The organism is Vibrio sp. OPT46, from assembly GCF_015163535.1.
Lineage (GTDB): Bacteria > Pseudomonadota > Gammaproteobacteria > Enterobacterales > Vibrionaceae > Vibrio > Vibrio alginolyticus.
Genome location: NZ_JADDYG010000824.1, coordinates 1 through 15,053, shown reverse-complemented (window position 1 = coordinate 15,053; position 15,053 = coordinate 1). Strand labels below are relative to the sequence as shown.

The 15,053-nt window shown below is 43.2% G+C and carries 12 protein-coding genes and 1 pseudogene; 7 read left to right on the top strand and 6 right to left on the bottom strand.

Going from position 1 to position 15,053, the window contains the following annotated elements; genetic code table 11:
* A partial coding sequence (gene pyrE, locus IQR33_RS34720) for an orotate phosphoribosyltransferase (protein WP_228014195.1) occupies positions 1-370 on the top strand: 370 nt, incomplete at its 5' end.
* 84 nt (positions 371-454) lie between these two features.
* Here pyrE and IQR33_RS28155 read toward each other — a convergent pair.
* The 3 genes from IQR33_RS28155 to coaBC all read right to left on the bottom strand — a co-directional run bounded on the left by IQR33_RS28155 (position 455) and on the right by coaBC (position 3,373).
* A complete protein-coding gene (locus IQR33_RS28155; protein WP_033905948.1) occupies positions 455-1,405 on the bottom strand; it encodes a Kdo(2)-lipid IV(A) acyltransferase in 951 nt (316 codons plus the stop codon).
* Positions 1,406-1,411: 6 nt separating this feature from the next.
* Positions 1,412-2,002 carry a nucleoid occlusion factor SlmA gene (slmA, locus tag IQR33_RS28150; protein ID WP_005379386.1) on the bottom strand — a complete coding sequence of 197 codons (591 nt, stop codon included), beginning with the start codon at positions 2,000-2,002 and terminating at the stop codon, positions 1,412-1,414.
* Positions 2,003-2,173: 171 nt separating this feature from the next.
* Complete coding sequence (coaBC, locus tag IQR33_RS28145) at positions 2,174-3,373, bottom strand: bifunctional phosphopantothenoylcysteine decarboxylase/phosphopantothenate--cysteine ligase CoaBC (protein WP_064353527.1); 1,200 nt, start codon at positions 3,371-3,373, stop codon at positions 2,174-2,176.
* 193 nt (positions 3,374-3,566) lie between these two features.
* Here coaBC and IQR33_RS28140 point away from each other — a divergent pair, with 193 nt between their 5' ends.
* The 6 genes and pseudogenes from IQR33_RS28140 to IQR33_RS28115 all read left to right on the top strand — a co-directional run bounded on the left by IQR33_RS28140 (position 3,567) and on the right by IQR33_RS28115 (position 11,856).
* Positions 3,567-5,240, top strand: a complete 1,674-nt coding sequence (locus tag IQR33_RS28140; RefSeq protein WP_033905951.1) for a methyl-accepting chemotaxis protein — start codon at positions 3,567-3,569, stop codon at positions 5,238-5,240.
* 114 nt (positions 5,241-5,354) lie between these two features.
* Positions 5,355-5,882 (top strand): annotated as a pseudogene (gene radC, locus IQR33_RS28135) (RadC family protein); the annotation flags it as partial.
* Between the two features lie 80 nt (positions 5,883-5,962).
* Positions 5,963-7,558 carry a site-specific integrase gene (locus tag IQR33_RS28130; RefSeq protein WP_193837233.1) on the top strand — a complete coding sequence of 532 codons (1,596 nt, stop codon included), beginning with the start codon at positions 5,963-5,965 and terminating at the stop codon, positions 7,556-7,558.
* Entirely contained in the window at positions 7,555-9,429 is a 1,875-nt protein-coding gene (locus tag IQR33_RS28125) for a hypothetical protein (protein ID WP_193837232.1), read from the top strand. The genes IQR33_RS28130 and IQR33_RS28125 overlap by 4 nt, the downstream gene beginning before the upstream one ends.
* On the top strand, positions 9,422-11,401 hold the full coding sequence (locus tag IQR33_RS28120) for a hypothetical protein (protein WP_193837231.1): 1,980 nt from the start codon (positions 9,422-9,424) through the stop codon (positions 11,399-11,401). Before IQR33_RS28125 ends, IQR33_RS28120 begins: the two co-directional genes overlap by 8 nt.
* Positions 11,398-11,856 carry a hypothetical protein gene (locus tag IQR33_RS28115; protein ID WP_193837230.1) on the top strand — a complete coding sequence of 153 codons (459 nt, stop codon included), beginning with the start codon at positions 11,398-11,400 and terminating at the stop codon, positions 11,854-11,856. The genes IQR33_RS28120 and IQR33_RS28115 overlap by 4 nt, the downstream gene beginning before the upstream one ends.
* Positions 11,857-12,044: 188 nt before the next feature.
* On the opposite strand, the gene IQR33_RS28110 is transcribed toward IQR33_RS28115, so the two are convergent.
* From IQR33_RS28110 to IQR33_RS28100, 3 genes are all read right to left on the bottom strand, one after another.
* Positions 12,045-13,565: an SIR2 family protein gene (locus tag IQR33_RS28110; protein WP_193837275.1), complete on the bottom strand. Its 1,521-nt coding sequence runs from the start codon at positions 13,563-13,565 to the stop codon at positions 12,045-12,047.
* A 693-nt stretch (positions 13,566-14,258) separates the two neighbouring features.
* Positions 14,259-14,846, bottom strand: a complete 588-nt coding sequence (locus tag IQR33_RS28105) for a hypothetical protein (RefSeq protein ID WP_228014194.1) — start codon at positions 14,844-14,846, stop codon at positions 14,259-14,261.
* Positions 14,847-14,864: 18 nt separating this feature from the next.
* The coding region (locus tag IQR33_RS28100; RefSeq protein ID WP_193844260.1) for a hypothetical protein at positions 14,865-15,053 on the bottom strand (189 nt) is incomplete at its 5' end.

The window sequence follows — 15,053 nt, the reverse complement described above, 5'->3', positions numbered from 1 at the left end:
CGACACGCCTTACTGCTTCAACCGTAAAGAAGCGAAAGATCACGGCGAAGGCGGTAACCTTGTAGGCTCTGCGCTTGAAGGTCGTATCATGCTAGTAGATGACGTAATCACAGCAGGTACTGCGATTCGTGAATCGATGGAAATCATTCAAGCAAATGGCGCAGACCTTGCTGGTGTGTTGGTTGCGATTGACCGCCAAGAAAAAGGCAAAGGTGAGTTGTCTGCGATTCAAGAAGTGGAGCGTGACTTTGGTTGTGCAATCATCTCGATCGTTAGCTTGACTGACCTTGTGACTTTCCTTGAAGATAAAGGCACAGACAAAGAGCATCTAGAAGCAGTCAAAGCGTACCGCGCAGAATACGGCATTTAATTGGTTACTTTTTCTGAAAAAGTAAAAAGGGCAGATGGATATTCATCTGCCCTTTTTTGTTTTTGGATTCATCGCCTTGACCACTTACTTATAGCGAATGCCTTTCTCGACATGCTCATCTTGCATGGTTTTATAGCGTTTATGGAGCCACATCCATTGCTCTGGAGCGCGTAGAATGACTTCTTCCACATACTTGTTCATATAAGCGGCAGCGGCGACTTCGTCTTTTTGTGGATAGTCGGCTTCAATGCACTTATCGGCGATGATGTCGTATTTTCCTTCGTCATTGCGAAACCCTGAGCCTGGGATGATCGCACATTTTGAGGTATACGCCAGAATGCTCGTGCCTGTTGTTGTACACGCATCGTCTACGGCAAAGAAGGGCACAAATACTGATTTTTTGCGACCGTAATCGTGATCCGGTAAATAGAACAGACGCTCACCACTGCGTAATACACGAATCATCTTTTTTACATCTTTACGATCAATCAGTTTATTGCCGTTATGTGTCCGTCCCCAATACTGGATAAAGTTATAAGCAGGATTATTATGCGGACGAAACGCGCCGTACCCGGCCACGCCTAACACGGCGAAAGCACGCGCAGTGATCTCTAGATTAAGAGCGTGGACACAACAAAGTAGGACGCCTTTACCTTCTTTGGCTTTTTCACGCAGTGCGCCGAGATCTTTCTCGACGATCAGGTTTTTAAAGCGCCAAGTCGGCCAGAACCAAGTGATTCCGGTTTCTATCAGTGCCATACCGGTATTTTTGAAGTTCTCTTCAACAATATGTTGAATCTCTTCAGGTGTTTTGTCTGGAAAGGCCAATTCTAAGTTACGCTGAGCAACGTGGACACGCTTTTTACCGTAGCGCATGCCAAGTTTACCGAGTGAACGACCTAATGAAAGCAGCAGCCGATAAGGAAGAATATTGACGAGGATGGCCAACAGACCAAAACCAAGCCATACGCCCCAGTTACGAGGGTGAAGAAGTGAAAGAGAAAACTCGGGCTGCGTGTATTTGTCTTTACTCATAGTCTTTTACTTTATTTGTGCACTCAAAAGCGCCCAGTACTCGTCAAAGTTTGCAGTCGGCTGGTATTTAAAGTCGCTACGCACAAAGCGGTTTAGGCTCCCCTCAACTTGTCCCAGAATTTGCGCGGCTAGGATGCGCTCTTCGACAGGGAAAGACTTCCCTTCACGAATCTTACGTTCACGCAGGATTTGGCGCAATTGTGTTTCTATACGCTCAAAGAGTTGATTGATGCGTTCACGTAGGCGTTCATTTTCAAACATTAGAGCATGACCCGACAAAATGCGTGTCAGACCTGGATTACGTTCAGAGAACGCCAAAATAAGGTGCATCACCATACGAATACGCTCTAGTGTATCTTTTTCGTCGTCTAGAATACGGTTGATACGTGTCATCAAGGCTTCTTCAATGAACTCAATCAACCCTTCGAACATGCGCGCTTTACTTGGGAAATGACGATACAGCGCGGCTTCTGAAACGCCGACTTGCTTGGCCAGTTTTGCCGTAGTAATGCGTGAAGCGCCATCTGTTGATTCAAGCATTTCTGCCAATGCTTGTAAGATCTCTTCACGACGGTTGGATTTTTTACTGCCGGCCATTAGTTACTTCCTTTCAAAATACAAAGTTGAGCGGAGGGGATTATAAGACGCTATTTCGCCTCAAACTAGACCACTAAGGGTGGAATGGGAGATTTAACACCCTTAGTTGTCATTTTTGTACCAAATTTATGCCAGCTTTTGTAAAAAATTGGCAGGGTTTTCAAACGTTAGTTACATCAATTGATGCATTTTTTCGAGAATTTTAAAGCTCAATGCTTCTTTTGATTCTAAAGCGAGCGCAAGTTCACCTTCAGGCCAGTAAAGGGTAATTGCGTTGTCGTTGCTGTTAAATCCTTGCCCTGCAACCGAAACGTCGTTTGCACAGATCATATCGAGGTTTTTCTTTGTTAACTTGCCTCGAGCATAGGTCTCTACATCATTGGTTTCAGCCGCAAAACCGACGGTAAACGGACGCTTCTCAGTCATTGCTGCCACAGATGCAACAATATCAGGATTTTTAACCATATTAATGACCATTTCGTCGTTGTCTTCTGTCTTTTTCAACTTTTGAGACGCGATCGTTTGTGGGCGGTAGTCGGCAACGGCAGCGCAGCTAATAAACGCATCATGCCTGTTTGCATGTGTCATAACGGCTTCGTGCATCTCTTGTGCACTGGAAACATTTATGCGCTCAACACCTACGGGCGTATTTAAACTGACAGGACCGCTCACGAGGGTGACTTTTGCTCCCATCTGCGCTGCGGCGCTCGCCAATGCATAGCCCATTTTCCCGGAGCTATGGTTCGTAATGTAACGCACTGGATCAATCGCTTCGCGAGTTGGTCCGGCGGTAATGAGTATCGACTTACCTTCTAGCAATTTTGGTTGAAAGAACTGTTCACATAGATGTACTAGCTGCATTGGTTCCAGCATTCGACCTGGTCCTACATCACCACAGGCTTGCTCTCCTGCCGCAGGGCCCCAGATGTGCATACCACGACGCGCTAACGTAGCGATGTTCTCTTGGGTTGCGATATTGCGATACATCTGTTGATTCATCGCAGGAGAAACAGCAACAGGGGAATCCGTCGCGAGCACGAGCGTAGTAAGTAAATCGTTCCCCATGCCTGCGGACATGCGCGCGATTAAGTCCGCGGTCGCGGGCGCTAATAGCACTAAATCTGCCCATTTGGCCAATTCAATATGGCCCATAGAGGCTTCCGCTGCTGGGTCTAGTAAACTGTCCGAGACAGGACGGCCCGAAACGGCTTGCATGGTTAAAGGGGTAATGAACTCTTTTGCGGCTTTCGTCATTACAACTTGAACTTGCGCTCCTCTCTCTATGAGGCGACGGGTTAGCTCCGCACATTTATACGCGGCAATACCGCCACTGATGCCGAGTAGAATTTTCTTTCCTGCTAGTGTTTGCATGTGAGATCTCCAATTTGATGACCGGATTTTAACACAATTCAAAGTCTGACCGCCCGAGCATATATAACGAGAAGATAATTCACATCAAACTCCAGAGTATTAATCTGACCGAGGAAGGGAAAATTCTCGCCTACCTCACAGACAAGTTGCGCGGAGTTTGCAAGTCTGAAAAGAAAAAGAGGTAGTGGAAACCATGGTGTTGAAAAGTCGAAACAAATTGCTGCTGATAACCCTAATTCCGCTGTTGTTGATCACCACGTTGATCTCAGTGGTGTATTACATCAACAGCAGTAAAAGTTTGGAAGCGGAGCTGGCAAGAGACAGGCAAGAGCTCATCGAAACGAAAAAGAAAGAGTTACAAGCCTATATGATGATGGGCGTGACGGCGATAAAACCGTTATACGACACGGATGTAAATGGAAGTAATAAAGAGGCAGCAAAAGAAATTCTGAAAGCCATGCGCTTTGAAAGCGATGGTTACTTTTTTGCCTACGACTCTCAAGGTGTGAATACGTTGCACGCCATCAAACCTGCATTAGAGGGTAAAAACCTTTACGACTTAAAAGATGAAAATGGGGTCGCAGTTATTGCGGGCTTGATTGACGCTTCTCAAAAAGGGGATGGGTTCCTCTATTTCTCGTGGCACAAACCGACCATTGACGCACAAGCGCCTAAGTTGGGCTATGCAGAATATCTATCTAAATGGGACTGGGTTTTAGGTACTGGCGTTTATATTGATGACATCGACCAACAAGTTGCGATGCACAGAGAGTTAAAGACTCAAGAGCTAAAAGAGCATACATTATCTGCCGTGTTGATTTCCGCTATTGGATTGATCATTACCAGTGTTCTCACCAGTATCGTGGTGTCTAAAGGCATTCAGCCATTACAACATGTCGCGGCTTCATTAAAAGATGTTGCCGCAGGCGGCGGTGACTTAACGGCTCGTTTAAAAGTCGAAAGTCAGGATGAAGTCGGTGAAGTGGCGGCCGCGTTTAATGAGTTTATGGATAAGCTGCACCCACTGATGCAGGACATTCATCGCTCTGCGACGACAGTACAGACCGTTTCTCAAAGCCTGAACACTCAGACCAGCCAAGCGAGCGGTCAAATGCAGGATCACTGTTTAGAGACGGACAAAGTCGTGACGGCAGTGACGCAAATGAGCATGACTGCCAAAGAAGTAGCCAGCAATACTAATGCGACCGCGCAGGCAATTGACGATGCCAACAGTCAAGTCACCGCCGCTCAGCATGAGGTCGAGCAAGCAATAGAAGGCATTACCGAACTCGTGACGGAGATAGACAGCACGTCAGATGCAATTTCTGAGTTGAGTTTACAGACCGAAAAAATAACCAAAGTGCTGGATGTGATTGGCGAGATAGCCGAGCAAACGAATTTGTTGGCCCTAAATGCGGCGATTGAAGCGGCTAGAGCCGGTGAGCAAGGTCGAGGGTTTGCCGTCGTTGCGGATGAAGTGCGCTCGTTAGCCAGTCGTACGCAAAATAGTACTCATGAAATTGGCGACATGCTCAAGCAGCTACAAAATGGTGTATCAAGAGCGGTCAGTACGATGTCGGTGAGCCAAAAACGAGGTGTCAAAACGGCGGAAGAATCTGCGCTCATTCAGCAATCTCTTTCTGGTGTTCATCATTCTATCGGAACAATTCGAGATATGGGTATTCAAACCGCGTCTGCCGCAGAAGAACAAAGCGCGGTTGCAGAAGACATCAACCAAAACTTAGTGGCTATTCAACAGATCGTGAACAACATTAATGAGACGTTGCAGCATGCCGAGTCAATCAGCACGCAGCTATCACAGTCTGGAACGGAAATTCACGGCTTGGTTGGCAACTTTAAACTCTGATGAACTGTTAAGTTGCATGGAAAGCACTGATGGTACGAAGAAAGCGAAAGTCATACTCGACTTTCGCTTTTTGTTTTGTGGAATAGGGACACTTTCCATATAAAGAGACATCAGATGATACTGAAAGCTTTGCCAAATGAGTCCATGCCCAGAGAGAAGCTACTGCAACGAGGGCCGCAAGCTTTGACCGATGCTGAGCTACTGGCCATCTTCTTGCGCACAGGCACCCGCGGAATGAACGTGATTGAGCTTGCAGACTTCCTTATTCAAGACTTTGGTTCGCTCAGACAACTATTTTCAGCATCAGAAGAAGAGTTTTGTCGTCACAAAGGATTGGGGCAAGCCAAGTATGTTCAGTTGCAAGCGGTACTAGAAATGACACAACGTTACTTGGCGGAGACGCTAAAGCGTGGTGATGCCTTAACCAGCCCCGACCAAACTAAGTTATATCTGTCTTCTATTTTAAGGGATCGGCAAAGAGAGGCTTTTTATATTCTTTTTCTCGATAACCAGCACCGAGTGATAAAAGATGAAATTTTATTTGAAGGAACGTTGGATGCAGCGTCGGTGTATCCGAGAGAAGTCGTCAAGCGTGCTCTGCATCATAACGCGGCGGCTTTGATTTTGGCGCAAAAAATACCTGATAAACTAAATCTTCATAATTAACTTTTAAAGTTGAGATTGCTGTATATTTTGTTCGTATGTACAGTGTGGGATTTAGTATGTCTAGTAACGATAAAAATCAAAAAAAGCTCATACGAAAAGAGATAGAAATTTCAACTATACCTAACTTCGTTTACGAGAAACCACTGGTATCCATTGATGATAATGGAGAACCTCAAGTTACATACCGTGCCAATGGCAATAAGACCCCCGTAAAGAAACTCCCTTTACTCCATATCACTGGGTATGGCGATAAAGACAAACTAGTCAGTTACCAACCATTAGACATGGTTAATGAGTTCTTATTGTCAAAAGCAATTGATGATGGCGTGCTTGAGCTTAGTACCGATGCACAGGGGCTTGCCCATTACTTCAGTTTTGTATTAGACAAACAGGCAGAGTGGGATGCTAAATACGATAAAGAGGACTTTGACCCTCTCTATGATGATCCCCGTCCAGAATGGAATACCTTTCCTCGTAATAAACAGGAACGATTAACCTACCAATATCGAGATGGAATCAAACAACTCGCTATTGAGGGTGTATTGGCTAAAACAACGGCTAGGCAATATATGAGCAGTGTCGTTGGTTTTTATAAACACAGCCTTCGTCAGGGCGTCCGCTTTAACAACCCTCCTTTCCAATTTGAGACAGTGAATATCCATTTTGAGGCGTCTGCATCCAGTATGAAAGCATATCAACGTAAGCAGGTGCATACGACGGATATGCGGATTAAGTTTACTAAATCATCGCGTAGTGGCGGCACAAACCTCAGTAATCTACGCCGTGACTTAAAACCGTTTACCAATAATGAATGGAACATTCTGCAAACCATTTTAATGAAATCTCGCAGGGTGGTTCGTCATGGTGACAACAATAAACTGCATTCATTGCCGATTGAGTTCTGTCTGCACCCCATGATTTGCCGTAATACTGGATTGCGGAGAGAAGAAGCAGCGAGCCTTCACTTAGGACAGGTAGTTAACCCCGAAACTATGATTCAGGACGGCAAAGAGGTGTTTAAAAAGCCTGTGATGGATTTGGGTGTTGGTGATAAGTATCAATCACTCACAAAGACGGCTGAGGGCTTCGCAGAGAAGAATAAAAGCCGGGTTACCATTATCCCCGCCACATTGATGAAGATGCTTTACGATTACTCTCAGTCTGACAGGTATCAAAAGCGTCTGGAGAAATTCAAAGCATGGTGCAAGGAGCAGAAAGAAGAAGGAAATTCGCATTTCTTTGACGGAGATGATGCGATTAACCCTAAGCTGGAATACTTGTTTATTACCCAATCAGGGAAACCGATGTTTACGCGGCTACAAGACTTTACCGGGCGCTGGGTGGAGATACGTAACACTGCAAACCTAACCCGAGGTCTTGACCATCCTATAGTCGGCTCCCTACATAATTTACGCTCAACGTTTGCCGTGAATATCTTCCGTCACCTTTTAAATAAAAAAGATGACTATGGCAACCCGCTAATCACACCCGATGAGGCATTGGATAGGGTGTCAACCTTAATTGGTCACGAAGATAGGTCGACGACGATAGAATACCTGAAAATAGCACAAGATATGCCTTCCGCCGATGAAATCTACGAGGACGTACTGGACTATATTGGCGCTTTTGATGATCTAGAGGGGTCATTGTGATTCAAGGACGAAAGCGAACCAAAATTGCGATAGAGAAGACCCGATCACCAATGATCCCACTTCATTTTGAAGATATGGTTTTAGACAATAGTAATGGCATAAAATCTCACGTTTATCGCCTGCGCTATCGTAACGTCCCGACAGTAAAGCAAATTAGCTCAGGGAATGAGGTGTTAGCAAATCGGGATGATATTGTCAGGGAAATTTACCAAAGGCTAAGCTTCTTACCTCACAAAATAACGAAGCAGCACTACTTTTCTGGGCTTGTTAGTTACTTCCGGTATCTTGACGGAATTGGTTATAACGGTGACCTTTTCAGTAATGCAGTCATGGCTGATAGCATTAAACACTTCAATAGATTACGCGAAAAAGGTTTGCAGATATCGGAAGCAATGCGGATTAAAGACGGCTTGTCAGTATTATTAAAACAGTGGAACCGAGAAGCCGACGTTAAGGTGCTACCGAACGTTGCAAATAGATCTTCTGCTACGAATAAAGCGTTCCATATAGAAACAGAGCTGAAACCATTATCCAAGATATTGGTTAAGGGAGCGCTGGCCTTTCAGGAAGCAATTGAGAAAAATGGTCTGCTAGATATTCATCCGTTTTTTGATGAAGAGCTTTTTTCTGAGCAAGCGAAGCTCAAAGGATGGACACCACCGCTAACTGCAAATAAGAAATATGGTTTCAAGAAGTGCATGATCCCCGTGCCTGGAACAATAAAGGACAGCTCACTTTCACTTGAGCGACTTCATCGACAGGTTTTTTATAACCAGGCATCACGCAATTGGTTTTTCGTGCTCTCAATGCTGACAGGCATGAACAAATCAGTGCTTGCCAACGTGCAGCATAAGGATGTTTCATTCAAAAATATTGGTAGTGGACGGTTTGTTTTTAACGGTGAAAAATTCAGGGCTGGTTATAAGGATTTGGATAATAGCGCAGGCTTTAGCCTGAGAACCAAAGAACTGCTCATCCGATGGCTAGAAACGTCTAAATTGATGTTCCAAACACTGGAGATCCCGATTGCAAGTGAACTGCCGCTTTGCCCTTTCTTTAGCGCTAGTGGTGAGATTTGGACATTCGGCACGCATGGTACAAATCTTAGCTATATCAATACACAACTTGAGAAAATAACGGGGTTAACGGTTACTGCAAGCCGATTCAGGGCCACAAAATCTGATGTATTGATGCGAGTCACTGAAGATATATTCCTTGTGTCACAGGGGATGAATAATACCGTGAATGTTGTCGCTAAACGGTACTCTAGTGGTGTCCAAGCAGACCATGATAATAACCTCAACGCCACGTTTAGTGCGTTAAGCGCTGTTGCCAAAGGAGAGGAGATTGGTAAAGCCATCGAGGATGCCAAGGCGATGCGCAGCGATATTTTATCAGATTATGATTATAAGAAATTGAGTACCCGCGAAAGCAAAGAACAGCCATTCATGACAACGCCCAGTGGTATCAAATGCGCGGGGGCAACACCAGAGAAGCTTGTTGCTGAGGCGAGGCGCATGAAGCAGTTGGGCATTGATTTTTCCAAAGATACGGGCCGTTGCTCGGATTTTCTTGCTTGCTTTGATTGTGACAGCCATAAATTGGTGGCGTCAGAAAATGATATCTGGTTGATGTTATCTTTTTTGGAGCAAATTGAAGACCTCAAAGAGATAGTGGCGAGTAATTCCGCACCTAAGGGTGAGTATTTCGTTGTGGAAGGTATGTTGAAAAAAGTTCTTCTCAGACTGAAACAAAAAGCACCTAAAAACTACGCTCAAGCAAAACAAAAAGTGGATGATGGCGATTACCACCCGCTTTACCAAGACAGAGCCAGCGCAAGCCAATTTTTTAAGGGATCATTTTATGTCTGAGCAGCCTATACAGCTTCGCCCAGAACTAGCCGGAAATCCGTATGTAACGTTTGATTCTTACGGGAACGGAGTGTCACGTGTCTTTGATCTAGAGTGGGACTTTTACGCACTAAAACAGAACAAAAAAATAATCTCTTTTGGCAATATTGATGAGAAGTACCGCCAAGATATTCAGTCTTACCTCTATGCATTGATGCAGTGGCAGAAGAAGGAATCAAGCTCTGATTCACATGCAACGGTTGGTTCGTTAATAAATATTAGGGCTCGTTTGAACACCCTCGCAACACGCTGGGGAAAAAGTGAATTCAGCTTACTTTCGATCGAACGAGAATGGAAAAAATTCACACAAACATTACATGGGGTTGGGCGTAAAACAACGTGCAGTCATCTTGCCTCTGTGATTAATGCAATGCATAAAGCGGGTCTTGTATCTCGTTATGTCTATAAGCAAGACTATATTCAGTGGGCTAAACCTGATGCTGGTAACGGTCAAGCAATCGCATTTCCTGAAGCTATTCATGTCAGTATTCTAAAAACTGTGGTTGAGTTTGTAGAAACCTACCACCCCTATCGCCATCAAATTTCCGCTGCCATGGAGAAGCTCTACATCTATCAAGATGAAATGCACAACGCTAAGCTTAAAAAGCTACGTGTGAGTGCCCTAAGCCGTATACAAATGAATGCACTCACTGACAGGATGTCTCGCATAACACGCCAATGGCCTGAACGAAAAACCATTCCTAATTTCTCGTTTGACAGGGGAGGCTCATGGTTGAATACATTGCTCAAGATGTGCTTTATCTGTGTGGGGTTATTCTCAGCTGCCCGAAAGGAAGAGTTACTCTCCATGAACAAAGAGAGTTATGACAATTCACGGGCTGCCGTACCCAAGGTCTCAGGGTTTTCTACAAAAGGAAACAAGGGTGAAAGAGTTTATACGACTTGGAATACTGCTCCTATTGCAAAGCTGGCCCTGGAGCTAGCTTTTGATTCCATGCAAGCCGCGAGAAAATATTGGCTAGAGCGACTGGATTACGGTTACCAAAATGGTCTGTTAACCAAAGAAAAATATAATGCAATGCAACAAGATCTAGAGAGTGCCTTCGTTTCTTCTTCGATCCCTTATGGCTGCGAAGCACTCATTAATAAAGTGTCGCTAAAAGCCTGCTTTCATAGTGGGTGTGGATTAAATTTGAAAGTGTTCAACATTAATGCGACCGAAGAAGACGTTGAAGAATTTGACCTTTTGAATCCAGAACGCGCAGGAAGCTTAAAAATCGGAGGCGGTTTACCAAGGCTTAGTCCACATGATTTACGACGAAGTTTTGTGGTCTTTATGGTAAAAAAACGTCTGGGGAACGCACTTACAGTAAAGTACCAGCTTAAACACCGCAATACTAACATGTCTAACTGGTATGCGAATTACTCCGAACTAGCGCGTACCAACCAACTGTTGATGGATACTCGGTTAATGAGTGAGTTTGATGCAGCTATTGAAGCATCTACTGTGGATGCATGGGATGAGATTTACAATGTATCCGTTACCTTAAGCGGTGCAGAAGGTGAACGCATAGCTAAAAATAAAGCAGAGCGACTGGCACAGGGTGAAGAAATAATTATGTCCCGAGGTGAATTGCTCTCTTTGGTAAGGGCGGGTGAAAAATCCATTGTATTACTGCCTACAGGTGGCTACTGCACCAACCGTAACTGTGAACGTCTTTGCTCCCTGATGGATATTGTTGAAGCCCCTTGTGCTCATAAGGTAATCACTGATAAAGCTGCGAAAAGTCTATCGAGGGAACGGGATAATCTCATTGCTTCATTCCGAGCAATAAATGACATGGGTGACTATGCCAATGAATTAATTCTGGATGCCAGAAAGAAGAAAATACAATCTATCGAGCCAACATTGGTCAAACATGGCATCCCTTTTGATAGCTTCAATGATGATATTAAGGCGGTATGGGCATGAAAGTAGAATATAAGGCAACTAGCAAGGCTGAGGGACTGCTTGTTAATGCATTTCAGCGTTTACTAGATGGTAAGCCGATTCATGTAAAAGCGGCAGGTAAGCTTACGTTGAACCGTATCAATAATGAAGCGCTGCTTGGCAATAGCTATGTCCATAAGTTCAAAGCGTTCGTGGCCTACGCGAAACCTCTTATCGATGAATACAACCTCAACCGCGATAAGGCGATGATAACAAGTTTAGATATTGAGCTAGATATCCCTTTGCCTGAGCTTGATAGGCTAAAACACGAATTAAAAAAAGCCAATGAACTTAAAGATAAATACAGGGTGCAACGTAACAATGCTGTTGAAGCCCGAAAGCAGTTAGAGGCTGAAAATGCGAGACTTCGTTTTAGGGTGTTTGACCTACAGCAAGAGTTATTGAATGAAAACTCAGTTGTGACACCAATCAAGTAAAATGATTACACGGTCAAAGTGTCATGGGGCTTAGGTTCATCGTTTCTGTGCAAAAGCTTGTTGTAGAAACGAGCCAAGCCATTTATGGATAAAAACGTTTTAGCTCGTCGGCTGTATCAGGTGCATTTCGCATAAAAATTTCTATGGGCTAACGCCGCATTCAGCGGCTTGTCCGCTGCAATGCGGCGTTAGTTTTCATATCTGACAACTGTATTAATTATTTCAGGAATGTCATCATAATTTTCATACCAAATAATTGTAACTCCCAGTTCCTTCATTAGTTCTTCGTTTAGGGTATGGTGGCGCTCTAAAAACTTTTCAGCAGAATCAATATTATCTATAACTTTAGACTTTTTACCTGCCACAGTTTCATAACAGAACTCGCTTGAAGAAAGCCTTTTCATAAAAGCGAAGTGTTTGCTTCGCTCAATATTCTTTGAAGAAATATCTAGCAATCGTCTAAGGTTAGGATCAGTCATCGACAAGCCTACCATCAAACAGTTGCTTTCTCTGAAGGAATTCAGTTGCACAAGATTTGACCAGTGATATGAATCGGAATAAATCTGGTGATAACCCTCTTCGGAAAATACTAATGTTGAATTATCTAACCCATCATAGGACTTTCGATCTTCTGGTAAGAATCCGTGGACGTGGTAAACAGGAAGCTCATCTGGATCATAACTCTCATTATCGGTGTATATACATCTATACATGATAGAGTTATTACTCAGCTGTTTCTCTAGTAAATCATCAAAGTTATAAGTTACCACCGATTTTACTTTGGCCCCTGTCCGTCTAGGCAAACACATTGATGCAATTGACTTAATAAGCTCTGAGTCTATAGGAAATTTAGTATTACGTAGCTTATATAGGTTTTTGGTAACAGCATCTACAAAGTCCCTAGCTTCACCGTCTCTTTTTGACAGCCCTTTTCGAAGATATCTAGCAGCCATTAAGGCTGAAGGCTCATCTATGCTATTAAGCCTAGCGACTAAATCACTTATATCTTTATCGCCCATTGCACCATCACCATCGAACTCCTGTGTTAGATAAGTGACGAATAAAGAATTTAGGAGGGCATTCCAATCAGGCATCCCTGCACTACTTGATACGCCTGCGCCAAGAAATAAAGAGAATTGTCCTTTGTTATAACAAGATTTTAAGTTATCAATTATTTCCTCTCGATCTTGCCTCCAGTCTCTTACTGGTTTAGATATTGCTGAAGAAAGTCTTAAGGCGAATAGATTGCTCGTTATTTTATTTACTAACTTTCTATGTTTTGAGGCAATCCGATTTAAGTCTGACGGCCCCCAAATTAAAACTTTAAAAGGAAATTGATTTCGTTCTATTTCCTCATAGAATCTATGTAAAAATTTATTGGGAATTGGCTTGGCAGAAATTATCAGAACATACTCGAATTTATTTTCAGTATATTCATTTATAAATCTATACGACGACTTCTCAACAAACTGTCGAATTGGAAGCCTTGATAGATTAAATTTTATTTCAATTAGTGTTGCACCATCAAACTGATCAAAGCCCTCAGGTGCAAATGCATCGCCAAATCGTGCTAATTCAGTCGATAATAGAAATTGCTTACCTTGATTTTCGATGTGGTATTTTAATAGATGCTGCACAAAGGTCTCGAAAGAGTAATAACTCTTTGGCCCACCTTCATCTATCCCTGAAATTATGTCATCGATTATCATTTTCACTCAGATCCTTGGGAAAACTAACATTTTGTTAGTGCGCATGCGCGTTTACCTCGTTGAACCCGTGAAAACGCGCACAGTTAACTATCTGTATGCAAAGAACTTATCAGCATTCTGTTAAATATACCATCTGGAAAAACGTGCATGCACGTTTTTCCAAACTTATTATCTCAAATCGAAAATACATAACTTTTTGATAAACATGAACAATCTGAATTTTTCATGTATAAACGCGCAAAATTTTTTCACTATTTCCCTTGATATCCGTGAATTTTAAATGGTTATGTATAAATACACAGTATTATAAGGTAAGGAGTTATCATTGAGTCTAAAAAGCCCTTTTCTGAAAGGTCATCAGGAAGAAATGCGTATGCGTGGTTACTGTAAGGGGACAGCTAGCCCGTTAGACACAATATAAATGTCAGAGCCCTTTCGAAAGTCAGTAGCATTACTAAAATTGGGTCAACGGAAGCTAAAAAAGTAGCTTGCCCATCACACCGCTGAATCGTTATGGGGCACTTCTGTGCTACGAAGTACCAACTGTGAAGGTTCTGGACAAAACCTTGTCAGTTACATTACTAAATTAGAACGTAACGGATTAGCTCACGTATGGAGAGGTAACGCTCCACTGAAAATAAAAACGGCTAGCGAGAATAACTCAAACTAGCCGTTTATTTTATGTTCACGTTATTAAAAACCTAAGATAGAACGCTTGTTCTTCTTTAGGTGTTTTAGGTACGGGTCTTCCTTAGCATCATAGCTCTTTAAGTGATCTATTCCTGCAAGTAATCCATACTCCTCTTCTGCCTGCTTAAGGGCTTTTTGAATGATCGAATCTTTAGAATGTAGACTGACTTTTGTCTTTGCAACTCTTGGTCGATCTATTTCCTCAACTGTAAAATATCGTCTAGCTTTGGTGAGCTCTCGAATCTGAACCCCAATGTCTTGGTGCTTCACTATATATGAGTTTGGTGTACTGTTTTCCACAACAGCTGCGATGTTGAATGCAACAGACTGCAGATCGTTTAACTGCTTTTCCCGGTGCGCGTTAATCAAACTCTCTAACGCCTTTTTTCTCTCTATAGTTCTGCGTCTCTTTGCCGATTTCAGCTTCGCATTAGAGTCATAAGATTTGCTGGAGTTAGATGTTGATGGCGCATCATCTTCCTTATATGCGTCATATAATTTTTTTGCGCCATACGCTAATGGTATAACCGCCAACCATAAAGCCATTGTTTTGCACCCTTTAAACTTGAAAGAGGGTCCTGCAATGAACACAGGCCCCTCTTGTAATGATTAAGCCGTCTTAGATTCAAACTTTCCAGTTAGTAAGTCACGAATCTCAACTAGAGCTTCAACAGAACGCTTTAATTCATCAATGTCATAGTCTGTAGCTGCATCTTCCTTCAGCTTATTGATGTACTCTTCGGTTTGTTCTACCAGTTCATCTAGACCAGCCTGAATTGCAGTCTCAGTATTGTTCCA

Bases quoted from the DNA above. Each gene is read 5' to 3' on its own strand.
- slmA (WP_005379386.1), bottom strand. From the start codon at position 2,002: ATGGCCGGCAGTAAAAAATCCAACCGTCGTGAAGAGATCTTACAAGCA.
- IQR33_RS28115 (WP_193837230.1), top strand. From the start codon at position 11,398: ATGAAAGTAGAATATAAGGCAACTAGCAAGGCTGAGGGACTGCTTGTT.
- IQR33_RS28120 (WP_193837231.1), top strand. From the start codon at position 9,422: ATGTCTGAGCAGCCTATACAGCTTCGCCCAGAACTAGCCGGAAATCCG.
- IQR33_RS28140 (WP_033905951.1), top strand. From the start codon at position 3,567: ATGGTGTTGAAAAGTCGAAACAAATTGCTGCTGATAACCCTAATTCCG.
- IQR33_RS28130 (WP_193837233.1), top strand. From the start codon at position 5,963: ATGTCTAGTAACGATAAAAATCAAAAAAAGCTCATACGAAAAGAGATA.
- IQR33_RS28110 (WP_193837275.1), bottom strand. From the start codon at position 13,565: ATGATAATCGATGACATAATTTCAGGGATAGATGAAGGTGGGCCAAAG.
- IQR33_RS28155 (WP_033905948.1), bottom strand. From the start codon at position 1,405: ATGAGTAAAGACAAATACACGCAGCCCGAGTTTTCTCTTTCACTTCTT.
- coaBC (WP_064353527.1), bottom strand. From the start codon at position 3,373: ATGCAAACACTAGCAGGAAAGAAAATTCTACTCGGCATCAGTGGCGGT.